Source organism: Moraxella ovis (genome assembly GCF_900453105.1).
Lineage (GTDB): Bacteria > Pseudomonadota > Gammaproteobacteria > Pseudomonadales > Moraxellaceae > Moraxella > Moraxella ovis.
On record NZ_UGPW01000001.1, the window covers coordinates 839,033 to 864,425 of the forward strand.

The 25,393-nt window shown below is 46.2% G+C and carries 21 protein-coding genes; 14 read left to right on the plus strand and 7 right to left on the minus strand.

The annotated features are described in order from the left end of the window. Positions 1-59 precede the first annotated feature (59 nt). The 8 genes from dxr (at position 60) to DYD54_RS04250 (ending at position 9,631) form a co-directional block, all read left to right on the plus strand. Positions 60-1,283 carry a 1-deoxy-D-xylulose-5-phosphate reductoisomerase gene (gene dxr, locus DYD54_RS04215; protein WP_063513874.1) on the plus strand — a complete coding sequence of 408 codons (1,224 nt, stop codon included), beginning with the start codon at positions 60-62 and terminating at the stop codon, positions 1,281-1,283. Continuing rightward, entirely contained in the window at positions 1,280-2,644 is a 1,365-nt protein-coding gene (rseP, locus tag DYD54_RS04220) for an RIP metalloprotease RseP (protein WP_063513875.1), read from the plus strand. The genes dxr and rseP overlap by 4 nt, the downstream gene beginning before the upstream one ends. Positions 2,645-2,906: 262 nt before the next feature. After that, positions 2,907-5,345, plus strand: coding sequence for an outer membrane protein assembly factor BamA (gene bamA / locus DYD54_RS04225; RefSeq protein WP_063513876.1), 2,439 nt, complete (start codon positions 2,907-2,909; stop codon positions 5,343-5,345). Next, positions 5,345-6,364, plus strand: coding sequence for a UDP-3-O-(3-hydroxymyristoyl)glucosamine N-acyltransferase (gene lpxD, locus DYD54_RS04230; RefSeq protein WP_063513877.1), 1,020 nt, complete (start codon positions 5,345-5,347; stop codon positions 6,362-6,364). The genes bamA and lpxD overlap by 1 nt, the downstream gene beginning before the upstream one ends. 67 nt (positions 6,365-6,431) lie before the next feature. Then, on the plus strand, positions 6,432-6,956 hold the full coding sequence (gene fabZ, locus DYD54_RS04235; protein ID WP_063513878.1) for a 3-hydroxyacyl-ACP dehydratase FabZ: 525 nt from the start codon (positions 6,432-6,434) through the stop codon (positions 6,954-6,956). A gap of 57 nt (positions 6,957-7,013) precedes the next feature. Beyond that, entirely contained in the window at positions 7,014-7,787 is a 774-nt protein-coding gene (lpxA, locus tag DYD54_RS04240) for an acyl-ACP--UDP-N-acetylglucosamine O-acyltransferase (protein WP_046696774.1), read from the plus strand. Between the two features lie 214 nt (positions 7,788-8,001). Beyond that, positions 8,002-9,510, plus strand: coding sequence for a sodium-dependent transporter (locus DYD54_RS04245; RefSeq protein ID WP_063513879.1), 1,509 nt, complete (start codon positions 8,002-8,004; stop codon positions 9,508-9,510). Further along, positions 9,503-9,631, plus strand: a complete 129-nt coding sequence (locus DYD54_RS04250; protein WP_080945975.1) for a methionine/alanine import family NSS transporter small subunit — start codon at positions 9,503-9,505, stop codon at positions 9,629-9,631. Before DYD54_RS04245 ends, DYD54_RS04250 begins: the two co-directional genes overlap by 8 nt. An 83-nt stretch (positions 9,632-9,714) precedes the next feature. Here the strand turns inward: DYD54_RS04250 and tgt are convergent, their stop codons facing one another. The 3 genes from tgt to queA all read right to left on the minus strand — a co-directional run bounded on the left by tgt (position 9,715) and on the right by queA (position 13,573). Then, on the minus strand, positions 9,715-10,848 hold the full coding sequence (gene tgt / locus DYD54_RS04255) for a tRNA guanosine(34) transglycosylase Tgt (RefSeq protein WP_063513880.1): 1,134 nt from the start codon (positions 10,846-10,848) through the stop codon (positions 9,715-9,717). A 63-nt stretch (positions 10,849-10,911) separates the two neighbouring features. Further along, a complete protein-coding gene (locus DYD54_RS04260; protein ID WP_115265734.1) occupies positions 10,912-12,483 on the minus strand; it encodes a DUF389 domain-containing protein in 1,572 nt (523 codons plus the stop codon). Between the two features lie 46 nt (positions 12,484-12,529). Then, complete coding sequence (queA, locus tag DYD54_RS04265) at positions 12,530-13,573, minus strand: tRNA preQ1(34) S-adenosylmethionine ribosyltransferase-isomerase QueA (protein ID WP_063513881.1); 1,044 nt, start codon at positions 13,571-13,573, stop codon at positions 12,530-12,532. Between the two features lie 133 nt (positions 13,574-13,706). On the opposite strand from queA, the gene DYD54_RS04270 reads away from it, so the two are divergent. The 5 genes from DYD54_RS04270 to dacB all read left to right on the plus strand — a co-directional run bounded on the left by DYD54_RS04270 (position 13,707) and on the right by dacB (position 18,805). Then, positions 13,707-14,954, plus strand: coding sequence for an NnrS family protein (locus DYD54_RS04270; RefSeq protein ID WP_063513882.1), 1,248 nt, complete (start codon positions 13,707-13,709; stop codon positions 14,952-14,954). Positions 14,955-14,974: 20 nt separating this feature from the next. Then, the gene (locus tag DYD54_RS04275) at positions 14,975-16,126 is read left to right on the plus strand and encodes an Mrp/NBP35 family ATP-binding protein (RefSeq protein WP_063513883.1); all 1,152 of its coding nucleotides are present in this window, start codon (positions 14,975-14,977) and stop codon (positions 16,124-16,126) included. A 79-nt stretch (positions 16,127-16,205) separates the two neighbouring features. Next, positions 16,206-16,775 carry a dCTP deaminase gene (gene dcd / locus DYD54_RS04280; protein WP_036362122.1) on the plus strand — a complete coding sequence of 190 codons (570 nt, stop codon included), beginning with the start codon at positions 16,206-16,208 and terminating at the stop codon, positions 16,773-16,775. Positions 16,776-16,880: 105 nt separating this feature from the next. Further along, positions 16,881-17,168 (plus strand): polyhydroxyalkanoic acid system family protein, encoded by a 288-nt coding sequence (locus DYD54_RS04285; protein ID WP_063513884.1) that lies wholly within the window; start codon positions 16,881-16,883, stop codon positions 17,166-17,168. A 68-nt stretch (positions 17,169-17,236) separates the two neighbouring features. After that, a complete protein-coding gene (gene dacB / locus DYD54_RS04290) occupies positions 17,237-18,805 on the plus strand; it encodes a D-alanyl-D-alanine carboxypeptidase/D-alanyl-D-alanine endopeptidase (protein WP_063513885.1) in 1,569 nt (522 codons plus the stop codon). A 54-nt stretch (positions 18,806-18,859) separates the two neighbouring features. Here the strand turns inward: dacB and DYD54_RS04295 are convergent, their stop codons facing one another. Beyond that, on the minus strand, positions 18,860-19,729 hold the full coding sequence (locus DYD54_RS04295) for a M15 family metallopeptidase (RefSeq protein ID WP_063513886.1): 870 nt from the start codon (positions 19,727-19,729) through the stop codon (positions 18,860-18,862). A 118-nt stretch (positions 19,730-19,847) separates the two neighbouring features. Next, positions 19,848-20,918, minus strand: a complete 1,071-nt coding sequence (gene truD, locus DYD54_RS04300; RefSeq protein WP_063513887.1) for a tRNA pseudouridine(13) synthase TruD — start codon at positions 20,916-20,918, stop codon at positions 19,848-19,850. Positions 20,919-21,241: 323 nt separating this feature from the next. Here truD and DYD54_RS04305 point away from each other — a divergent pair, with 323 nt between their 5' ends. Beyond that, on the plus strand, positions 21,242-23,011 hold the full coding sequence (locus tag DYD54_RS04305; protein WP_063513888.1) for an acyl-CoA dehydrogenase C-terminal domain-containing protein: 1,770 nt from the start codon (positions 21,242-21,244) through the stop codon (positions 23,009-23,011). A 106-nt stretch (positions 23,012-23,117) separates the two neighbouring features. Here DYD54_RS04305 and DYD54_RS04310 read toward each other — a convergent pair whose 3' ends face one another. Both DYD54_RS04310 and DYD54_RS04315 read right to left on the minus strand, forming a co-directional pair. Continuing rightward, positions 23,118-23,402: a hypothetical protein gene (locus DYD54_RS04310; RefSeq protein ID WP_063513889.1), complete on the minus strand. Its 285-nt coding sequence runs from the start codon at positions 23,400-23,402 to the stop codon at positions 23,118-23,120. Between the two features lie 148 nt (positions 23,403-23,550). Beyond that, a complete protein-coding gene (locus tag DYD54_RS04315; protein WP_063513890.1) occupies positions 23,551-25,383 on the minus strand; it encodes a phosphoenolpyruvate carboxykinase (GTP) in 1,833 nt (610 codons plus the stop codon). Positions 25,384-25,393 lie beyond the last annotated feature (10 nt).

The following is a 25,393-nucleotide window of genomic DNA, read 5'->3' on the forward strand; positions in this document are numbered from 1 at the left end:
CTGCTTGCCGATATTATTTACAATTATAATAAAGAAAATTAGCTAATATGAATCAGCCAATGAATACAACACGAGAAAATCTTGCTGTGCTGGGTGCAACCGGCTCCATCGGTGACAGCACGCTTGAGCTTGCACGCTTGCATCGTGACAGATATCGTGTCTATGCCTTATCAGGATTTAGTCAGATTGATAAATTGTTGTCGCTTTGTCAAGAGCTTCAGCCAGAATTCGTGTGTGTCGCGGCTGAATATGTGGATGAATTTCACCAAAAATTGAACCAGTATGATCTAACTACGACCGTGCTGTCAGGTGATGAAGGCTTGATTCGTATTGCATCAGAAGAAGCGGTGGATACTGTGGTTGCAGCGATCGTGGGTGCGGCAGGGTTGTCTTCAACGCTTGCGGCGGCGCGTTCAGGTAAGCGCATCTTATTGGCGAATAAAGAATCTTTGGTCATGGCAGGTCACTTGGTGATGACGGCGGCTAGAGAGTCAGGGGCGGTGATTTTACCGATTGATAGTGAGCATAACGCCATTTATCAATGCTTGCCCGCAGTGATTCAGATGGATAATCGTGCCATTCATGAGGATTGCCATGGCATAAAAAAACTATGGCTTACCGCATCAGGTGGTGGATTTTTGCGTAAATCCATGGATCAGATGCGTCAGGCGAGTGTTCAAGATGCCGTTAAGCACCCGAATTGGTCAATGGGACAAAAGATATCCATTGATAGCGCCACCATGATGAATAAGGGGCTTGAGTTGATTGAGGCTTGTCACTTATTTAACCTGCCTGAGGATCGCATCAGCATCGTCATACACCCTGATAGCGTGGTGCATTCACTGGTAGAGTATGTTGACGGTTCATTTTTGGCGCAGCTTAGCAATCCCGACATGAAGACGCCGATCGCGCACGCGCTTGCTTATCCTAATCGCATGAATGCCAACGTTAAGAGTCTTGATCTGTATGATCTGTCTGCGCTGACGTTCATCAAGCCTGATGAAGAGAAATTTGTCAGCTTGGCACTAGCGCGTTTCGCTGCCAAGCGTGGTGTGGGCGCTTGCATCACATTAAATGCCGCCAATGAAGTTGCGGTTGCGGCATTTTTGGATGAGAAAATTCGCCTAACCGACATTGCAGCCGTTGTACATCAGTGTTTAGAGGACTTAACATTATCGAGTCATTTTGATGATAGGTTTGAGAATTTGGATGAAATTTTAAATATGGATCATAAAGTGCGTCAGACGGCTGCACGTTATATAGATAAAGGCGTGACAGCATGACAGTCATATGGATGTTCTTGGCGGCGGTATGCGTATTGGGTCCGCTCATCGCACTACATGAGTGGGGTCATTACATCGTGGCGCGATTGTGCGGTGTGAAAGTTTTGACGTATTCCATTGGCTTTGGTCCCAAATTATTCGGCTGGACAAGCAAAAAATCAGGCATTGATTATCGCATTTCTGCCATTCCATTGGGTGGCTATGTTAAGATGTTGGATGAGCGCGAAGGCAATGTGGATGTGCATGAGCGGCACTTAGCCTTTAATAATCAGCATCCGTTAAAGAAAATCGCCATTGTCGCAGCGGGCCCCTTGATGAATTTTATCATCGCGATTGGACTGTTTTTTGTGCTTTTTTTGCAGCCGAGCGAGCAGCTAAATACGCGCATTGGCAAGATTCTGCCTGATTCGCCAGCGTCTAGTGCGCTTGTGGTCGGCGAAAAAATAACCGCCATTGACGGTAAAGACATCACCACATGGGAAGAGGTGAACTATGCCTTGGCTCATCGCATGGGTGAGACGGGTCAGCTTGACATCCATACCGAACAGGGTGGTAAATACACCCAAAAAATCGTCCCAATTACCACATTCATGCAAGGCGATCAAAAGGGGCAGGACGCCATCACAAGCTTAGGTGCGCTGCCTTATCAGCCCGTGATTGAACCTGTCTTATCAGAGATAGTGCCACAGAGTGCCGCAGCGCTCATGGGGCTGCAGGTGGGTGATAAAGTCGTCGCCATTGATGATAAGCCCATTACTAATTGGCTAGATGCCACGAACATCATCCGTGATAATCCCGAGAAAATGCTGAATTTTGCCATCATCAGAGATGGCACGCCCATGAATGTCAAAGTTATGCCAAAAGGCGTCAAATCTGGCAATAAGATCATCGGGCAAATCGGTGTCAAGGTCGCTTATGATGGCAAAAGTAGCATTCCAAGCGACTATCGCACGACGATACACCACACACCATCAGAGGCGATTGCTAAGTCATTCACGAAGACCTATGATCTTGCTAAGATGACGGTTGATGCCTTAGGCAAGATGGTTACAGGGCTGATCGGCATTGAGAACATCTCAGGACCAATCACCATCGCTGAGGTGTCAAAGACGAGCTTTGAAATTGGTTGGCAGCAGGTGTTATCAACGGCAGCGATCATCAGCTTATCATTGGCGGTGATGAATCTTTTGCCGATTCCTGTGCTAGATGGCGGTCATTTGGTGTTCTATACTTATGAATTATTACGTGGCAAACCGATGAGTGAAAAGGTGCAAATGGCAGGTTTGCGAGTTGGCATGACCTTGCTTTTATGTTTCATGGTGCTTGCAATTGGTAACGATATCATGCGTTTATTTGGCTGATTGGTTAAAAATTGACATACCAATGCCTAAATTGCATTATTTTTCATAAAAAGTGCGAATAAATCTCTTTTAGGACTTGCCAAAATTGCTTTTTTCGCTTAATTTAGCACAATTATTTACACGCTTATCAAAAAATCATGGCGGTTTTTGCCAAATACGAATGTTTTTTGGTGGCGTCTTATTTAAAGCTTTATTTTAAAAATTTCCAAAATTTTGGAATTTATAAATTCAATATTTTAATTGTTTTACGTGGATATGGTTTATGCGTATGTCTAATTTTACTGGTTTTGCGACCACTTCGATCACTGCGGCAGTCATCATGGCAATGAGTGCCTATGCTCATGCAGAAACTTTTATTGCCAATGACATTGCCATTGATGGGTTGCAGCGTGTGACTGTAGAGAGTTTGCAGACCACTTTGCCAATCCGTATCGGTCAGAGCGTTACCGATGAGCTGCTTGCAGACAGTATTCGTGCGCTGTACGCAACCGGGCATTTCTCGAACGTACAGGCTGATGTGCAGGGCGATCGCGTGGTATTCTATGTAACCGAACGTCCTGTAATCGCTGAGCTTAACTTTGAAGGTAATAAACTCATCCCAAAAGCAGGCCTTGAAGAGGGTCTAAAAATCACGGGTCTGATGGTTGGTAATGTGCTTAAGCAGTCAACCGTAAACTCTATCGAAAATGAGCTAAAAAACCAATACATCTCACAAGGTTATTACAATAGCGACATCAAGGTTAAGCAGACTCAGCTTGATGGTAACCGTGTTAAATTGGACGTCGAATTCATTGAAGGTAAAGCAGCTCGCGTTGTCGATGTGAATATCATCGGCAATCAGCATTTTAGCGATGAGACCATCAAGGATGAATTCGCACTAAAAGACAAAAAATGGAATCCGCTGTCAAAGTCTGATCGCTATAGCCAAGAGAAACTAAATGCCAGCCTAGAAGCGCTACAGGCATTGTATATGAATGAGGGCTTTGTTCGTTTTAAAGTAGATAATTCTACGCTAAACATTGACGAAGAGAAAAATAAAGTCTTCGTTGAAGTTGCCTTAACCGAAGGTCAGCAGTATAGCTTTGGTAAGACGCAGTTCTTGGGTAATGTGACTTATGACGTCGCTGAGCTTAATGAATTGGTAAATTTCAAAGAAGGCGAAACATTCTCACAAGCTAAGCTTGAAGAAGTGACCGCCAGCGTCGCCAGCAAGTTCGGTGATGACGGTTATTATTACGCTCAAATCCGCCCAATCACGCGCATCAATGACGAAACGCGCACCGTTGATATTGACTACTATATTGACCCTGTGCGTCCTGTGTATGTTCGCCGCATTAATTTTAGTGGTAACATGAAAACCAAGGATGAAGTTCTACGCCGTGAGATGCGCCAATTAGAAGGTGCACTGGCTTCAAATTCTAAGATCCAGCTGTCGCGCGCTCGTCTGATGCGTACGGGATTCTTCAAAAACGTGACAGTAGACGTGCGTCCTGTGCCGAACACTCCTGATCAGGTGGACATTAACTATGTTGTTGAAGAGCAGCCGTCAGGCTCATCGACGATTGCCGCTGGTTATAGTCAGTCGGGCGGTCTGACCTTCCAGTTTGAGCTGTCGCAATCTAACTTTATGGGTACGGGCAATCGCGTCAATGCGTCATTTGCCCGCTCTGAGACACGGGATGTGTATAGCTTTGGGCTTACCGATCCTTATTTCACCGAAAACGGTGTGTCTCAAAGCCTAAATGCTTATTATCGTAAAACCAAATACGACAGCAAAAACATTCGTGGCTATGTCCTAGACTCTTACGGTGCCAACCTACGCTATGGCTACCCCATCAATGAAAACCAACGCATCATCGCTGGTCTGAATTTTGACAACACCTCAGTAAAAGGCGGCAGCCGCATGGCGGTCAGCAATGTCAAGCAGCTGATTGAGGACGGTGGTAACATCACGCCTTATCGCAACGACAAAGGTGAGATAGCAAACACAGGTTTTAACAAAGACTACACCTCATACAGTGCGACACTCGGTTGGAGCTATTCAAGCTTAGATAGACCTGTATTCCCCACCAAAGGCATGAGTCATGATGTGGACCTGACCTTAGGCTTTGGCGATAGAACCTATCAAAAGGCGGTCTATAACGGTAATATCTATATCCCATTCTGGAAAGGCAGCACGCTACGCGGTTATACACGTCTAGGCTATGGTAATGATTTACCGTTTTATGAGAATTTCTATGCCGGTGGTTATGGCTCGGTACGTGGCTATGATTCATCTAGCTTAGGTCCTCGCTCGCAACCTTATGAAGTGGCAAGTGTTGATAAGCGTTATGCGCTTGGGGAGAACGTAGGTGGTAATGCACTGGCTACCTTCGGTACTGAGTTGATTTTACCAATGCCGTTCAAGGGGGATTGGGCGGATCAGGTTCGTCCTGTGATTTTCTTTGAGGGTGGTCAGGTGTTTGATACGACAGGCATGGATAAAGAGACGGTTAACCTTAATGAACTTACCAATGGTGCAGCCACCTCAACCAGCTACCCATTGCTTAAACAAGACAAAGATCTGCGTTATAGTGCGGGTGTTGGTGCAACATGGTACACACCGATTGGTCCATTATCTATCAGCTATGCCAAACCAATTGGCAGCAAAGACGGTGATAAGACAGAGAAAGTTCAATTCCAAATCGGCAGCGTGTTCTAATGGCGAACATCGCTCAACTGATTGATATCATAGAACAAGTGCAGCCTGTCATCAATAAGGCTGCACTTAGTGCTAGTGAAGCATCTAAAGACATCACAGGTGTGGCGAATCTATTGGGTGCTGGTGCTGATGAAGTGGCATTTTTATCCAGCGCCAAATATATTGATCATCTTACAAACACACGCGCAGGCATGGTGCTGATCAATGAAAAATTTATGAATCATGCGCCTACAGGTGTGACTACTGTCATTGTCAAAGACGCATATTTGGCATATGCGACCATCAGTGGTCTGTTTGCTTATAAGAACATCGTTAAGCAAGCCGTTCATCCCACCGCCATCATCGCAGACAGCGCCATCATTGCAGACGGTGTTGAGATCGGTGCGTATTGTGTCATCGGAGAGCGTGTGCAGATAGGCACAGGAACGATCATTGGTCAGTCTGTGAGCATCGAAGACCACACAGTGCTTGGTGAAGACTGTCATATCGCACATCATGTGAGCATCGCACATCATAGTCAGTTAGGCCATCGTGTTCGCATCCATGCAAATTCAAGCATTGGCTCAGAAGGTTTTGGCTTTGCGCCAAATCCCACCGCTCAAGGTCTAAAATGGCAGCGCATCGCACAGCTTGGTCGAGTGATTATCGGTGATGACGTACGCATTGGTAGTAATACTTGTATCGATCGTGGTGCGGTTGGTGATACCGTCATTGGCAATCATGTCATCATTGATAATCTGGTGCAGATCGCCCATAATGTCCATATTGGCGACAGTACAGCCATCGCTGCTAAGGTTGGCATCGCCGGTTCGACGCATATTGGACGTAATTGTATCATTGGAGGTGCTAGCGGTATATCTGGTCATCTGGTGATTGCAGATGGTGTGACTTTGACGGGCATGTCAATGGTCACGGGTAATATCAAAGAATCTGGCAGTTATTCATCAGGCACGGGACTTCTACCGTCAATGCAATGGCGACGCGCGGCGGTGAGATTCCGCCAATCTGGTGAAAAGTAACCAGAGAATTGTCCATCAGCCACCCAAAACTTATTAGTAATCATACTTAATATCTTAGGAAAAAACCATGTCAAACACCCATCTTGATGTCGATTTACTTAGCCAAGAAGATCTAGACGCGCTGTCAGAGCGCGGTGTTACTTTGCCACTGAAATACGACCAAATTAAGCATTATCTGCCGCATCGCTATCCGTTCATGCTCATTGATCGTGTTACAGCCTGCTCGCCGAATAACTGGATTACAGGTTATAAGAACATTACCATCAATGAAGAGCTGTTCAATGGGCATTTCCCTGACAACCCAATCATGCCAGGCGTTCTCATGGTTGAGGCGATGGCACAGATTTCTGGGATTTTGGGCTTTATTAGCGCAGGACAAACTTCTAAAAGTGGTTATCTGTATCTGTTCGCAGGTGTGGATAAAGTCCGCTTCAAAAGAATGGTCAGCACGGGCGATACATTAGTGATCCGCTCAAAGGCGACCAGAAGCATGCGTGACATTTATAAATTTGAATGTACCGCGCATGTTGATGGTGAGCTGGCTTGTAGTGCTGAGATTATGATTGCTCGTCAAAAAGTGGCTGACTTATAAGTCATTTGGTATTACAATAATGACATATAAGAACGTTAATAAAGTTTTGGGATAAGCATGAATATTCACCCAACCGCCATCATTGATGACTCTTCCATCATTGATGACACCGCTGTGATTGGTGCGTATTGCATCATCGGCAAGAACAGTAAGATTGGCGCGCACAGCGTCCTAAGAAGTCATGTTATCGTTGGTGAGAATACGACGATCGGTCAGTATAATGAGATTTATCAATTTGCCAGCGTTGGTGAGAATCCTCAAGATCTAAAATACGCAGGCGAAGAAACTTATCTTGAAATAGGCGACCATAACCGCATTCGAGAGTCTTGTACACTGCACCGAGGTACTGTACAGGATAATGCATTAACTAAGATCGGCAGTCATAACCTGCTGATGGTTAATACGCATATTGCCCATGACTGCATGGTCGGCGATCATAACGTACTGGCCAACAATGTGGGTGTGGCAGGGCATAGCCATATTGGCAACTATGTAATCATCGGCGGTCAGTCTGGCATTCATCAATTTTGCAAGATAGATGATTACAGCATGATTGGCGGTGCCAGCCTTATCCTAAAAGATGTGGCTGCATTCACCATGGTATCGGGCAATCCTGCCAAAGTGCACGGCATTAATAAAGAAGGTATGCGCCGCAAAGGTTGGAGTGGCGACACCATCAAAGCGCTTGATGAAGCATATCGCGTGATTTTCCGTTCTGGGATGATTCGCGATCAAGCGCTGACCGAGCTTGAAAAAATGCTACCTGCAGAGCCTAAGGTTCAGTTATTCATCGATTCATTAAAGAATAGCGGGCGAGGATTAACGCGTTAGGCTGATTTTAACGCGCCGTCACACACAAAAACCCATAACTCGACGTTATGGGTTTTTGTATTTTATTTCTCTTGACTTTTTTGCGTTAATAAATCAAACTACACTAGCAACATTATGGCAATGTTATGTACAGAAAGCATTGTCTTGTATAGAAGTGGTATCGTTGGGCTGGAATGCTGGCGATGGAAGATGGATAAAAATTAAGGAGGGGCTTATGTCGGCACAACGCGAGAGTTGGTCAGCACGCTCTGGTTTTATTTTGGCTGCCATTGGTTCGGCAGTCGGTTTGGGAAATATCTGGCGTTTTCCATATGTGTCTTATGAGAATGGTGGCGGCGCTTTTTTTATTCCCTATTTGGTTGCTTTGCTGACAGCAGGCTTCCCACTCTTGTTTCTAGACTACGTCACGGGTCAAAAATACCGCGGCGCACCACCAACGGCCTATCGTCGCATGGTGAGATCTGCTGAAGGCGTGGGCTGGTGGCAGGTGCTTGTATGTACGGTGATCGGCATCTACTATGCAAGCGTACTTAGCTGGGCGGGCCAATATACGCTGTATTCATTCAGTCAGGCGTGGGGCGAAGACACGGAAGGGTTCTTCTTTAATCATTATCTACAAAATGGTTCTGGCCTGGATTTCACGTTCGTACCAAGTCTGTTCGTTGGTATCTTGATCGTGTGGGCTGTGGTGCTGTTCATCATGTATGGTGGTATCCGTAAGGGTGTTGAGCTAGCCAATAAGATCTTTATCCCGCTCTTGGTGGTGATGTTCGTGATCATGGTGATTCAAGCAGTGCGCTTGCCTGGTGCTGTGGAAGGTCTAAATACATTCTTCACACCGAACTGGACAGCCATGGCACACCCGAAAGTATGGCTGGCTGCTTATGGACACGTATTCTTCTCGATGTCGATCGGTTTTGGTATCATGGTAACCTATTCATCCTACCTAAAGCGCAATGCCAACCTAACAGGTTCTGGCTTGGTGGTGGGCTTTGCTAACTCATCTTTTGAGATTTTGGCAGGTATTGGTATCTTCTCGGTGCTTGGCTTTATGGCGGTAGCATCAGGCAAGCCAGTAGCAGAAGTGGTATCGGGCGGTATTGGCCTGGCATTCGTAGCCTTCCCTAAAATCATCTCTAGCATGGGCGAGGCAGGTACGATCATTGGTGTGCTGTTCTTTGCTTCGCTATTCGTGGCGGGCTTGACGTCGATGGCAAGTATCATCCAAGTGCCAATCTCTGCAATTGAAGATAAATTTGGCTGGTCTCATAAGAAAGCCGTTACCGTAGTTGGTGGTATCTCTGCATTGATTTCTTTGGCGCTATTCTCAACCAAAACCGCGATCACTTTCGTTGACGTGATTGACCACTTCGCTAATAACATCGGCGTTGTATTTGGTGCAGTGCTGTCCATCATCTGGGTAACATGGCTAAACCGTGGCCTACTTGATAAGCTAATCCGTCATATCAATGGCATCTCAAGCATCAAAATTGGCAAAGGCTGGGCGTTCATGCTAACCGTCATCACGCCGATTTCATTGATTATCGCACTTCTTTTAAGTGTTAAATCACTACTGACTGAAGGTTATGGTGGTTATGACTTTGTGACCCAAGCAGTATTTGGCTGGGGTGTCGTGGCTGTGTTTGCCCTTGGTGCACTGCTATTGACAAAAACTAAAGGTCACAGCTCACATGATGCACAAAAAGGAGATTATCATGAATAGTACAGCATTGATGATTATGATTGTTGCTTTGTCAGCGATTTGGGGTGGGTTGATTCTATCGGCCATCCATCTGGTAAAAAATCCTGACATTGATATGGATAAAGTGCCAAACGATCAGTAATTAAAATCAAAAAAACACACGTCCAATTGAGCGTGTGTTTTTTTATTGTGGGTGGATTGTAAGATGATAATAAGCTAAATGATTTATTTTAATGAAAGGGCAGGTGCTTCTAAACCTTGCTTGGCATAAAATGTCGCCACAAACTCATCAAACGTCCCATTTTCTAGGCTTTCACGAATGCCTTTCATAAGATTTTGATAATAACGCAAATTATGAATGGTGTTTAGCTGGGCTGAGAGCATTTCGCCACATTTATGCAAATGGTGCAAATAGGCACGGCTAAAATTCTGGCAAGTGTAGCAGTCGCACTCGCTATCTAATGGGTTTTTGTCATGGCGATGAACGGCATTTTTTATCTTAACCGCCCCTGTACTGGTAAACAGGTGTCCATTACGGGCGTTACGGGTCGGCATGACACAGTCAAACATATCCACGCCCCGTCTTACCGCCTCCACGATGTCGGACGGTGTCCCCACGCCCATCAGATAGCGTGGCTTATCAGACGGCATACGGTTTGGCAGGTAGTCTAATACCTTTATCATCTCGTCTTTTGGCTCACCCACCGACAGTCCGCCAATGGCATAGCCGTCAAAGGGCATGTCGGTCAAGGCGGTCAAGGACTGCATCCGCAAATCTTCGTACATACTGCCTTGCACGATACCGAACAGAGCGTTTTTGTTGCCCAGTTTGTGATGTTCATCAAGACAGCGTTGCCCCCAACGGAGTGATAATTCAAGCGATTTTTGGGCCTCTTTGTACGTGGCAGGATAGGGCGTGCATTCGTCAAACTGCATGACGATGTCGGAGTTTAGGGAGTTTTGGATTTGCATGGAAATCTCAGGCGACAAAAACACCTTGGAGCCGTCCACAGGCGAACGAAAATGCACACCTTCTTCGGTGATTTTTCTCATCGCACCTAGGCTGAACACCTGAAAACCGCCCGAATCGGTCAAAATCGGCTTATCCCAACCGATAAACTCATGCAATCCGCCAAACTCATCAATCACGCTTGTGGTCGGGCGTAGCCACAGATGAAAGGTGTTGCCCAAAATAATATCCGCCCCAATGGCGTGAATGTCTCGTGGGAGCATGCCCTTGACCGTGCCATACGTCCCCACAGGCATAAAGGCAGGGGTTTGAACTTCGCCATGAGCTAGGTGCACCGTGCCACGGCGAGCTCGGGTTTTTGTGTCGGTTTTATGTAGTGTGAATTTCATGAATATCCGAATAATTAATTTTCAAAACTGGCTATTATAGCATAATTTGACATTGAAATAATGCTAGGGTATGCTGCTTTCTCGCTGTTTGATGTCATCAGAGCTAAGCTTGACATCATGGCGATTCACTCCATCAGATTCGATGATGATCTGCGGGATGAAGCGAACTTGTAGGCTGATGGCTTTACCGTCTTTGAATCTGTGGTTAGCGATGTCTTGAATTTGTTGTTCAAGCTGTTTGACCTGCGCCTGTGTTGGCGGTGTGGTACCTTCTAGCACTAAGCGAACGGTTCGAGTGTCCTTATTTTGAGAGAAATTTTGGGACATGAGATGGTTTGGTTGATTTTGAAGGTTTTCTTCGATCAGTGCGATGCTTTGGCGTTCAAAGTTTTGCTCATTTAAGGTTTGCTTTAGGTTCATCGACAGATAGCCGCCAATGAGCACAAGTGCAAGAAGTACTGCGCTGTTTCGTTTTAGGAATAATCCAATTTGACCAAGCTTACTGACATCCTTATCATCAAGGGTGCGGCGAAATCCTGCAAACCACAGAACAAGCGCGTTGGTGAATTGGATGGCGAGCATGTTGGTAATGGCAAGTATCAGCGCGCCCATGGCAAGCCTTGCTTCGCCCGCTGATAGGAGGATGCCGCTTGCTGTCAGTGGCGGAACTAGGGCGGTCGCTACCGCAACGCCAACGACTGCCACCGATAGATTAGGGGATATCATGGCGTACGCACCTGCCGCGCCACCAGCTAAGGCCACTATTAGATCCATCGTTGTTGGTGCGGTTCGAGATAGAATCTCGGACGTCATCACGTTGTCAGGGTATAACAGTCCAAGCACCATGCCAACAGCATAAATGACAAACACGCCGCCGAATAACGTCATTAGGGAGGTTTTTAATAATGACAGTCGCGCATCAATCGCGGCAAGGGCGGCACTGGTGATGGGCGATAGCATCATGGCGACCAGCATGGCGCCAATCACCACCGCGGGTGAATTGGCAAGAAGCCCATAGCCTGCGATGATGGCGGATAGACCATTCATGATAAAGAACATCTTGGTTGGTAGGGCGCCAGCCTCGATATTAATGCGTACGCTCTTGTGGTCTACGGTTTTTTCGCTGTGTTTTTTGGCAAGCATGGTGCGGACGATGTCAACTTGTTTTTGCTTGTCATCGTCGCTTTCGTTCTCGCTATCAGATGTTTTGGTAGAGTCGCCTTTGTCTTTGGTGTTGTCTGCAACGTTTGAGATTTTGGGTGGTTTATCAGCAGTCTTATTTGTCGTTGTTGCTGATTCTGTGGACTGCTTTTCGCTAAGTGTCGCTGCTTTATCGCCTTTACTGTCTTTGTCGTCAGTTTTACTCTTTTTCTTAGGTTTGTGTTTAATTTCAAAGAAATTAATCGCGACATAGGCCGACATCAATGGTGTGCCATCTGCATGATAAGGGGTGAAATCCATCTTATCATAGGTGGTATAAGCCTCTTTGGCGTTGGCGTTGTCAGACAGTGCTTTATTGACTGATTTGACGATGTCATCAAGCTCATCGTCATCGATGCCTTGTTTTTTGAGCTCTTCAAGCTCGTCTTGACTAAACTCAATCTCATCGTCTTGGGTGTCTTTGTTGTCGCTCATGATGTGTTGTTGTTTTTTTAAATGGGTAATGGTTAAAAAAGAGTTATCAAGACTTATCCAAAATCATCGCATCGCCATAACTAAAAAAGCGGTATTTCTTATCAATCGCATGAGCATAGGCGTGTTTGATGTTATCCGTGCCTGCAAAGGCGGATACGAGCATCAGAAGCGTGGATTTTGGCAAATGAAAATTGGTAATCAGCCTATCCACCACACCAAAATCATAAGGCGGATAAATAAAAATCTGCGTATCGCCAGCGAACTCGGTAAGCTGTCCGTCCACACGGTGCAAATGGGCAGTTTCAAGCGTGCGAGTTACGGTCGTCCCCACGGCGATGACTTGTCCGCCTTGTGCCTTGGTGGTGTTGATTTTGTCGGCAGTCACCTGTGGCAGGTGGGCGTATTCGGCGTGCATGATGTGGTCAGTCAAATCGTCTGCCTTGACAGGGGCGAACGTACCTGCCCCCACGTGCAAGGTTACAAAGGCAATCTCTACCCCTTTATCGGTAAGACATGCTAAGGTCTCATCATCAAAATGTAAACTGGCGGTCGGGGCGGCAACGCTTGCCTGCTTGGCAGGGTCGTGAAATACCGTCTGATAACGGGTGTCATCCGTGTCATCTGCTGTGCGTTCAAAATAAGGCGGAATCGGCATTTGTCCATAACGTTCTAAATCCGCCAAAATCGGTGCATCAAATTGCAGGATAAACAAATTTTCCGCCCGTCCGTACATGGTCGCCGTCATGCCTCCGTCTGCCAGACTCACCGTTTGCCCTACCTTTAACGCACGGCTAGAGCGTACATGACAATGGGCGATGTGATTGCCGTGGTCGGTAATGCGTTCTATCAGTACTTCCACCGATCCGCCTGTGTCCTTGACCCCAAATAGACGGGCTTTCATGACTTTGGTATCGTTAAGGACGAGCAAATCGCCTTTGTTTAATAAATCAGGCAAATCGGTAAAATTCAAGTCGGTAAGCGTGTCGCCTTGCACGTGCAACAGGCGAGAACTTGACCGTACGGCAAGCGGATAACGGGCGATGAGTTCATCAGGCAAATGGTAGTCAAAGTCAGCGGTAAGAAGTGGCATGTCTATTCTTCATGATAAAACTGTATATTTTATCAAAAAATCAGTGCACCGCCTACCGCTTTTGGATAATTTGAAAATGCCATATAAAAGGCGTATCATATAAAAATAAAACTGCAAACATAAGGCGCTCGCCATGCTCATGAATATCCAAAATACCGCCAAACGTCCCACGTCGCCTCACCCGATTTTAAATCTTGGATTTAGGATTTTCTTTGTGGGGTCGGCGCTATTTGCAGTGGTTGCCATGCTGTTATGGCTTGCGATCTTACAAGGATTTGCGCCATTTAAAGGTGTAATAAATCCTTTTTATTGGCATGGTCATGAGATGGTGTTTGGCTATGCTTTGGCGGTGATTGCAGGATTTCTACTGACGGCGGTCAAGACATGGACGAATCAGCCCATGCCTTATGGTTGGAAGCTTTTTGCGATATTTTTGCCGTGGGCACTGGCGCGTATTATGTGGATGGGCGCGCATGCTGTACCAAGCAATGCCATGCTTGTGGTGGCCTTTGTGCTTGATATGCTGTTTTGGGGATTGACTTCGTTTGCTGTGATTAGAGCAGTCTGGGCAGCGCGCCAAAAGCGCCAAATTGGCATTGTTGCCAAGCTAACCTTGCTATACATCGCGCAGTTGGCATTTTATGTGGGTGTATTTACCAATCATCTGAGCATGCAGCAGGTATCTCTATATGCGGCGTTATACTTGGTGATTGGGGTGGTTTTCACCATCGGTCGTCGTGTTTTGCCATTTTTTATTGTTAAGGGCATCAGTGTTAATAACGATGGTAAGCCGAACGGCATCAATGTGGAACAAAAAAATTCTGCGCTGCTAGACAGGGCGAATCTCGTGGGACTGTTTGGCTTTATTGTGTTTGATTTATTTGTCGTCATGCCGAAGGTTGCAGCGATTTTTGCTTTAATTTGCTTCATTGTCAATGCGCTTCGCCTCAAAAACTGGTATCATGCAGGCATCTGGCAAAAACCCTTGTTGTGGTCACTCGTCATTGCATTTGCAGGTATGACGGTGAGTATGTTGATTTTTGTGGTGTATCCGTTCATTGATAGCAGCATGAATCTGCATGCCTTGGGGCTGCATGGACTGGCGCTGTTCGGTGTGGGGCTGATGACGGTTGCCATGATGGCACGAGTGGCGTTGGGGCACACTGGGCGCAACATTCATCAGCCACCCAAGACAGTGGGCGCGATCTTTGTATTGATGATCGTGTCAGCGCTCTGCCGAGTGCTGCTGCCGATGTTTGGCGGTGATTACATGACTTGGGTGCTGGTGTCGCAAGTGGCTTGGGTGTTGTCGTTCATGTTGTTCTGTGTGTCTTATGTGGGCATTTTATCTAAGGCGCGCACTGATGGATTGTTTGGTTAATCATTATAATAAGGCAAATCATGTTTAATATTTTTAAGAAAAATAAGTTCTCTCAGGCGGATGTGGATGAGAGCATAGCTGAATTTAACCTATACGGACAGCCGCTCAATCATCATGTGATAAGCAGCAAAATCGTCGGCGATGTGGTGAATTTATCACTAAAAATCCACAAAGATGCAGATCAAAAGCAGCTCGAAAACGTCTATCACGCGCTTCGCACACGTCTGCACACGATCGGTGTTGAGGAAGTTAATCTAAATGTCGTACTGTCTGATACTGTGCCAGCCTCTAGAGATGGGGCGGCTCAGACCTATATTCCAACCGAGTCCAAAGAAGCAGAACCTGCCCCCGTCAAGCGTGCACCCACCCAAAGCGACATCGCGCCGCATCCACGCATTCGTCACATCATCGCTGTGGCATCAGGCAAAGGCGGTGTGGGTAAGTCCACCACGACGGTGAGCATCGCCCTTGCGCTTCAAAGACTTGGTAAAAAAGTTGGCATCTTGGATGCTGACATCTATGGACCATCCATTCCTGATATGCTTGGCATGGCAGGGGTAAAACCCAATGTTGAAAATGACCAATTCGTACCAATCGAGGCGGACGGACTTGCCATGCTGTCAATTGGTAATCTGATTGAGACGGACAATACACCGATCGCTTGGCGCGGCGTTAAGGCGACAGGCGCGCTGATGCAGATGTACAATCAGACCAATTGGCCAAATCTGGATTATCTGATCATCGACATGCCACCTGGCACAGGTGACATTACACTGACTTTGGCGCAGCGCATTCCTGTCACGGGTGCGGTCGTAGTGACTACACCGCAGCATATTGCGTTACTCGATGCCAAAAAAGGCGTTGAGATGCTCCATAAAGTTAACATTCCCATACTTGGTATTGTTGAGAATATGGCGCTGCATGTATGTAGCCAGTGCGGGCATGTCGATCATATCTTTGGCGCGGATGGTGGTAAGAATATGGCGACCATGTACGACGTACCACTGTTAGGGCAGCTGCCCGTTAATGCGCACATCCGTGAGCAGATGGATAATGGCACACCAAAGCTCATCAGTTCTAGCATTGCGCACATCTATGATGACATCGCTAAGAACATCGATGAAGGCATTGGCAAATTCGCCAGAAGTCGCAAAGATGGTCGTATATTTTAACTGATGGCTGCATTGAATAACTTAAGCTTATCCATTATAATGACGGCAAATTAATGACAAATTCATACTGGGAAATAATATGTCCATTAAATCCGACCGTTGGATTCGCCAAATGGCAGCTGAGCATGACATGATCTCGCCATTTGAGCCGAATCAAGTGCGACACAACGAAAGTGGCGATAAGATCGTAAGCTATGGTACCTCAAGCTATGGCTATGATGTGCGCTGCGCCAATGAATTCAAAGTATTCACCAATGTACACTCTGCCATTGTCGATCCTAAGAACTTTGATGAGCGCAGTTTCATTGATGTGGTGGGTGATGAATGCATCATTCCACCAAACTCATTCGCTTTGGCGCGTACGGTTGAATACTTTAAGATTCCACGTGATGTATTGACCATCTGCTTGGGCAAATCCACCTACGCACGCTGCGGCATTATTGTTAATGTGACCCCACTTGAGCCTGAATGGGAAGGACATGTGACACTAGAGTTTAGTAATACCACAAACCTACCTGCGCGCATCTATGCAGGCGAGGGTGTGGCTCAGATGCTATTTTTCCAAAGCGATGAAGTGTGTGAGACTTCCTACAAAGACCGTGGCGGAAAATACCAAGGTCAAACAGGTGTTACTCTACCAAAGACCTAATGGCAACCTTAAGATTATAATGTTTACATATTTTATATCGTAATTGCCAAAAGATTGTTCTACAATGAGCAATCTTTTTTATTGTGTTTATTTATTGGAGAGATTATGCCTGGCATTCGCATCGAGAAACGCCACAATTTTGACTTAGAAACTGCGCGCACTCAAGCCAAAAAATGGCTGGAGGAGGCCAAGGCGACTTTTGGGGTAGATGCCACCTACGAGCAGGGCATTGATACGGATACTGTCGCCATCAAAAAATCAGGTGTGGACGGGCGTGCTTTTTTGGATGCGGATAAGGTTATTTTTGAGGCGGATTTAGCATTTTTGGCGAAGCCATTAAAGGGTGTGATCAGTTCAGGCATCCAAGAAGGCTTGGATCGTTATTTTGCTTAAAGTATTTGAGCTTATAATCTGAATGATGATTAGGCTCACTATGTATCATAAACGTGTGCGGAGTATTTATGTATCGATGGCTGATGGCGGCTTTTGGTGTTATGGCGACAACGTCATGGGCGAATGAGCCGAGTTCTAATGTGGTCGATGATCCTAGGGCGACTGTTGTCACCTATGATTTGCCCGCGGCCACACTCCCACAAAGCATCCGTGAAAAGATGGCGGTTGCAGGGCTGTCTGATGATGAGGTGAGCTTTTGGGTTGAGCCATTAGATGGTGATCTTTCTAATACTGCCAATGCCAACACCAGACTCGAACCCATCATTCGTCATCGTGCTGATAAGCTGCGCACACCTGCCTCCACCCAAAAACTTGTCACGACATTCATCGCCTTGCACACATTGGGGGAGAACCATCGCTGGATAACGCGCGTTCATCCTAAAGGTGTGGTTATGAATGGCACGCTGTACGGTGACCTTGTGATTCAAGGGTTTGGCGATCCTGCCATGACGCATGATCGTCTGCGCGCCATGTTAAGACAGGTTGAGGCGAGGGGTATTCGCCACATTCAAGGCGACATCGTCATCGATAACTCTGCATTCCAGGATGTTAAATTTAACATTAATGCCTTTGATGGGCAGGGAATGCGTGCTTATAATGCTGCGCCGAATGCTTTTTTGGTGAATTTTGGCACAGTTGAGATTGATGTGTTGCCATCAGGGCGTGATGAGATTATTCAGATGCCAACAGGTCAGACAACCAAGTTTGTCCCAAGCGATCATCAAAGTGCTGCCTTGCAGGTGCTGCCACCATTGGCAGATTTTAGTGCACCAAGTCAGATCTCTGCCAATGATACACGCTGCTTAAGCGAAAATAAATTTCACCTAAATGATGAGAAGCTGACCGTATTTGGTGGTACGCGTGCTGACTGTGGTCGTCAATCGTATTGGTTGACGTTCAGCGATGCTGATACTTTGGCAATCAAGGCGGTAAAAGGAATATGGCAGTCGATTGATGAGAGGTTCGCAGGGCGGGTGCGTATTGATGATGTTGTAAGCCCTGGTATTGCTTGGTTAATTTATCCTTCCAAGCCTTTAAGCGAGCAGATCTATCTCATCAACCAATACTCTAACAACGTGATGACCGAGCAAGTGGCGCTGTCTTTGCCATTATCAATGGGGGTGGCAGGAGTGAGTGACCCAGTCTCTGACTATCCGAGTGCGCTTAACTTTATTAGCAAATGGTGGCAGGCGCACCTAAGTAGCCAGCCGCCCATGATGAGCCGAGCATCGGGACTGTGCCGAGACTGTGCGATAACGCCAGCAGCGATGGCTGAACTACTTGCTTTCGCTTATCAGCAGCCGAATTTTGAAGTGTTTAAGGCTTCTCTACCAATCGCTGGTCAATCTGGCACGATGATGTCGCTATCGGAGCGAGATCCTGAGCATCCTGCCATTGGGCATGCGCATATTAAGACGGGTACGCTTAATAATGTTAAGAGTCTGGCAGGCTACGTTATGGACACCCAAGGCAGGTGGTATGTGTTTATTGGCATGATTAATGCCCCTGGTGCGGGATATAGTGATCATGCCACTGCGGTTTTGGATGAAGCGCTGTCTTATGTTGCGAAGCTTTAATAAAAAATCCAACCTTATAATTTAATGGTTGGATTTTTATTGCCTATTTGACTTTTACTGCTTCGACGAAGTTTCTTTGTTTTTTGGATTTTCTTTACTGTCCTCGATTGTCTCATCTAGTGTATCAGCTTCATCAGTCTCTACCTCTATAGCTTGGCATTCTCTGGGTGCGAAGATCGTTTGACCGTGCTCATCACCAACGTATCGCCAGTGCCACGACTCTTCAGATACGCCGCTTTTTTCGCTATATTCCTTGGTAAAGGTCTGCTCCCAACCGTATTCATGGGCGTGCTCCATCAGCCATTTATAACCCTTACCTTTGGCGAATTTGGCATCAATCGGCGCAAAATCCACCGCATAGCCTGTGTGATGCTCAGAGTAGCCTGCAGGCGATGACGTGTGATAGATGGTCTTGGGCGGTTGTTTTTGACGAATTTTGCGTTTAATGATGGTGTCTTGCAGTCTCACTGAGCGGAAAATTGAGCTGGGATATAGCGCAACTTTATCTTTAGCGGCAGCCTTGACCAGAGCTTGCAGTGGCTCTTTGACGTCTTTGTGGATTAGTTTGTTTTCTTCATTCTTACCGCCGTAGCCACTCCACACCAAATCCTCAGCAAAAATCTCATCATAAGAAAAATGCTGAATGCCTACCGCCAGCGCGTCAGGTGAGCAGATCGGACGTTCTGGTTTTTCATCGTTGTCTTTGGCATCTTGGCTGTCTTGATTGTCTGTATTTTCTAAATCTGACGCATCAAATTCTGATTCATCAGAGCGGCTTTCGTCCAGATCATCATTGTTGTTTTTGACAAGTTTGTCTGGTGTGGCTTTGTCATTATCGGTTGTTGGCGTGACTTTTTTGCCATCTGTAATAACAAAAGCGTGCGCACTGCCTTGAATGACAAAACAAATCGACAGTGTAAGCAAGGAGAGTTTCTTTGACATATTAAGTTATGAATTATCTATGATTAAATAAAATAAATACACCTATTATAGTGGGTGAATCTGTATATTGCGTGACAATTTGTTTATAAAATGTGATAAATCACACCTGTCTGCGATCGGGCTCTTTTAAATTCTGCGCAAGGGCATAAAGCACCACCGTGGCAAATGCACCTTTGGGTAGTTCAAAATTTAGCCCTAGATTGCCATCGATCCATTGCCAATTCATATCACTGATTAATAATCGTGTGGCGCGTCTTGATGCTTTTACACCTACCTTTTGTAGGCCTTGGATGAGCGTGTTGTATTTGACATCGTTAAATACTTGATTTTCAAGAGCGAGCGCATCGTCAGTGGCTTTATTATCACCTATGCCATATAGCGAGATGGTAGGGTGAATGTCTTTGGCGTCAAGGCGGGCTCGTACCTCATCATCGAGCTGGGCGGTGAATACCGAGCCTGTACCGTTCAGGTTAAATACATCGCCTGTCACGCCTTTGTCCCATGTGTGATTGGCGACCCTCAATGCCAAAATTTCATTAAACAAATGGCTGCGCGTAGCAGAGATGAGCATGCCATGACGTTCTAGGTCTTTTTTGCGGGGTTTATAGGGTTTGGCACTGTTTATGATTTTATCAAAAAAATCCTGCGACTTGGTTAGATTACCGCCATCATGCCCAAATCGCTGTTCTCCAAAGTAATTTGGCACCCCGTGAGCTGCGATGTCTGATAGCTGGGCCTCGATATCATCTACCTTGCCTTGCACGTCTCTTAAAGTAATCGTGAAGTAGTTGGATTTATGCGTGCCGCGATTTAATTTTCTGCCATGCCAATGACTTTGCAGAATCTCAATCTTCTCATCTTGTTGTAATTTATCAGCAATAAAATCGTCAAAATCCACACTGGGCGCAGTTTTCTTGGGCAAGCGCAGACTGTACCATTGATAAGTCTCGGCGTGACGGTCTTTTAGCCCAGAATAGCCCACATCGCGCACAGGAATCTGTGCCCATTCAGACAGCAGGCGTGCGACGAAGACGGTATTCATGTTAATCTTTTTAATATTCAGCCACAGATGCTCACCCGTACCATCAAAATCAATGTCCATACGTTCGGTGACGATAAAATCGGCAGGTGATTGTTTAAAAGTGGCGCTGATGATGATGGGTGTTTTCATGGGCGGCTTGATGATTAAAATTTATTATTTGGAATAATGGTTTATTAAAGTGGCTATTAAAGCATGAAATGATTTATTTGCCAAATTTTTACTCCTTAAAAGCGCATTTTGGGAAATAAAAAATGGAAATCAGCAAACCTATTGGCAAGCGCATAAAATGACTGCTGAGTCTGTCTAAGCGATTGCAAGTTTAAACCCTTTCTTTTAGAGTAAATAATTAGTAAGTGATTCAGACAGTTGCCCGTCGAATCTTTATCTTGACCGAGACATTAAAATATGTTTCTATAAAGGATAAAGAACGGCTTTAAAAAAGGAAGTTTATTATGACGTTAAATTATTCAGCACCGCTAGATGAGATGCGTTTTACCCTAAAAGACGTGTTCGATGCCCCGACGTTTTGGAAAAATACACCCAGCCTGTCGCACATGGATACAGATACGGTGGACATGATTTTAGATGAGATGGCAAAATTTAGCCGTGACGTATTATTACCACTGAATCAGTCAGGTGATGATGAGAGTGCAAAATATCTAGGCGACGGCAAGGTCTCTACACCGAGTGGCTTTCAAGACGCATTCAAGCAGTACAGCGACATGGGCTGGATTGGCTTAGGCGGTGATCCAGACTTTGGCGGGCAGGGCATGCCAAAGATGGTGACCATACTCACCGAGGAGATGATGTTCTCTACCAATCAGGCGTTTGCGCTGTATCCGAACCTGACAGTCGGGGCGACGCTATGCTTATTGGCTAACGGCAGTGATGAGCAAAAGGCGCTATACCTGCCAAAACTATACTCAGGAGAATGGTCTGGTACGATGTGTCTGACAGAAGCGCATGCAGGCACGGATCTTGGCATCATCAAGACGCGAGCCACGCCGAATGATGATGGCTCCTATGCGATCACAGGCACCAAAATTTTCATCACAGGCGGTGAGCATGATTTGACGGATAATATCGTGCATCTGGTGCTTGCTAAGACGCCGAATGCACCTGCTGGTTCTAAGGGTATTTCGCTTTTTATTGTGCCAAAATTCCTAGTGAATGACGATGGTACATTAGGCGAGCGTAACGGCGTAGCAGCTGGATCGATTGAGCATAAGATGGGCATCAAGGCATCAGCAACCTGCGTGATGAATTTCGATAATGCCAAAGGCTATATGGTCGGCGCTGAGAACACGGGACTTGCCACGATGTTCGTCATGATGAACTATGAGCGCGTCACGATGGGACTTCAGGGTCTGGGTGCAAGCGTTTTGGCTTATCAAAATGCCGCTGCCTATGCCAAAGATCGCCTACAAGGCAGGCATGATGATGGCATCAAAAATACCGACAAAGCCGCTGATCCGATCATCGGGTTTGGTGATGTGCGTCGCATGCTCCTAAATGCCAAGACCAATAGCGTCGCCTCACGAACATTTGCCATGTATGTGGCACGAGAGCTAGACATTGCCAAATTCAGCGACGATGCGCAGGCGAAATCAGCTGCCGCTGCCAAGGTTGCATTATTAACCCCAATTGCCAAGGCATTTTTGACAGACATGGCGTTCAACGCCACCATCGACTGTCAGCAGGTATTTGGTGGTCATGGTTACATCAAAGAATGGGGCATGGAGCAGATCGTGCGTGACACACGCATCAGTCAGATCTATGAAGGCACGAATGGTATCCAAGCTTTGGACTTATTGGGCCGTAAGGTGGTTAAAAATAATGCGGTAGCGATCTTTGCGCTGATTGATGAGATTAATGAAGCTTGTCAAGATATTGATCACGCCATCAAGGATGCGACCATCTCGGCCGCCAAGCGTGTTAAATCCTTGACTGAGCAGCTACTGGATACTGCCAAGACAGACGCTCATGCCATCAATGCCTCAGCTGTGGATTATCTGCATGCCGTGGGTTATCTGTGCTATGCTTATATGTATGTGCTTATCGTTCGGGCATGCCAAGGCAAGCCAGGTGAGTTTTATGAAGAGCGCCTAAAACTCGCGGAATACTTTATCCAAAGAATCTTGCCGAAACTTTATGCGCATGCCGACATGGCGCAGGCAGGCTCATCAAGCATCATGGCATTTGAAGATGAGTTTTTTGCTTGATTGAATAAACTTAACAAAAAGGCAGAGCGATCTGCCTTTTTGTTTTGGATGCTTGATGATTATTTATGTTCACAAGTTAAAGGTTTTAGTTCACCATCAACCAAATCTACCAGCATCGGTTTACCGTCTTTATCAACCTGTTGATGAGCATAAGTTGCCTGTGCATAACATTCTGCCAAGCCTTCAGCGAACAGAAGCTACCGGCAGCAGGGTAGAGCAAGGTGATGTAATTGTGTGAATTTTTGAGAATCAATGGTTGAAGATTGGCTTGTTCTGTATGTGAAAATTCTGCCTTAGTAAAGGCGGATTTGACCAATCTGTCCTGTTTGTCCTTTAGTATCCAAACTTTCACGCTGCTCTTATTATGGTATTTATCCTGATGAATATTCATAAGCATCCCATCATATCGGCTTATTGTGAGGCGTTATTATGTTATTGTATCATGATTTAAGGTTGACCGTTTTTTTTGATATTTTATGATGATGAATCTATAGACGAAAAAAACGCCCCGATTTACGGAGCGTTTTTTAGATCAGCAATTATAGAGCTTGCACGTCATTTAGCAGTTTGGCTTGATGATTGATCAGAGCCTGTGGCATGCGCTCGCCTAGTTTATTGAATAGGTCTTTGTGATCTTGCAGTTCTTTAACCCATGCGGCCTTATCTTGGCTAGTTACTAGGTTGAACTGCTGTTCGCTGAAGTCTGATTCTGCCCAGTTGATGTCGTTGTAGGTAGGAACGAGACCGATCGGGGTAACAACAGCATTAGCCTTGCCTTCGCAGCGGTTGATGATCCATTCTAGAACACGCATGTTCTGACCGAAACCAGGCCAGACGAAATCACCATTCTCGTCACGACGGAACCAGTTCACTTTGAACATTTTTGGCATTTGAGTGCCGTGTTCAGCGGTTAGTTTTTCAAGTTTTTCGCCCATTTCTAACCAGTTGGTGAAGTAGTCTGCCATGTTGTAACCAGCGAATGGTAGCATCGCAAATGGATCGCGACGAACCACGCCTTGAGCGCCTGTAGCGGCAGCAGTGGTTTCAGAACCCATGGTTGCGGCTTTATATACGCCGTCCACCCAGTCAAAGGCTTCAGATACCAATGGCACAGTGTCAGCGCGACGACCACCAAAGATAAAGGCAGAGATGGGCACGCCTTCAGGGTTTTCCCATTGTGGGTCGATAGATGGGCACTGAGCAGCAGATACGGTAAAGCGTGCGTTTGAGTGAGAAGCTTTCTCTGCGCCTGTGTGTTTTTCACGTTTCCAGTTGATTAGATTTTCTGGTGCTTCTTTGGTTTTGCCTTCCCACCATACTTCACCATCTTCAGTCATGGCAACGTTGGTATAGATAACGTCTGAACCTAGAGTGCTCATGCAGTTTGAGTTGGTCTTGGTGTTTGTTCCTGGTGCTACGCCAAAAAATCCTGCTTCTGGGTTGATGGCGTAAAGTTTGCCATCTGCTGATGGCTTGATCCAAGCGATGTCATCGCCTACGGTTTCTACTTTCCATCCCTCATAACCTGCTGGCGGAATGAGCATGGCAAAGTTAGTCTTACCACACGCTGATGGGAAAGCGGCAGCGATGTAGTGTTTTTTGCCTTCTGGGTTAGTAACGCCTAGGATTAGCATGTGTTCAGCCAGCCAGCCTTGTTCACGACCCATCACAGAGGCGATGCGAAGGGCTAGGCATTTTTTGCCAAGTAGGGCATTACCACCATAGCCTGAGCCATACGACCAGATTTCACGAGTCTCAGGAAAATGGACGATGTACTTGTCATCATTGCACGGCCATGCCACATCTTTCTCGCCATCGCTTAATGGCTTACCAACAGAATGCACGCATGGTACAAATTCACCATCTGTGCCTAGTACATCATAGACAGCCTTGCCCATGCGAGCCATCTTACGCATACTGACGACAACATAAGGGCTGTCGGTGATTTCAACACCGATGTGGGCAATGTGGCTACCCAGCGGACCCATGCTAAACGGCACAACATACATGGTGCGACCCGCCATGCAGCCATCAAATAGACCTTCAAGCTTAGCACGCATCTCGTCTGGGTGCTGCCAGTTGTTGGTTGCGCCAGCATCGATTTCTTGCTCTGAGCAGATGAAAGTGCGGTCTTCAACACGCGCTACGTCTGATGGATCTGAGAAGGCCAAATAAGAATTGGGGTGTTTTTCTTGGTTTAGTTTCACCATGGTGCCGTTATCAATCATTAGATTGATTAGGCGTTTGTATTCTTCGTCTGAACCGTCACACCATTCGATGGCAGCAGGCTTAGTAAGCTGCGCAATCTCGTTGACCCAGTTTACTAGGGCTTGATGACGGACAAATTCTGCAGCATTAACGATGGTAGTCATGTGATATCTC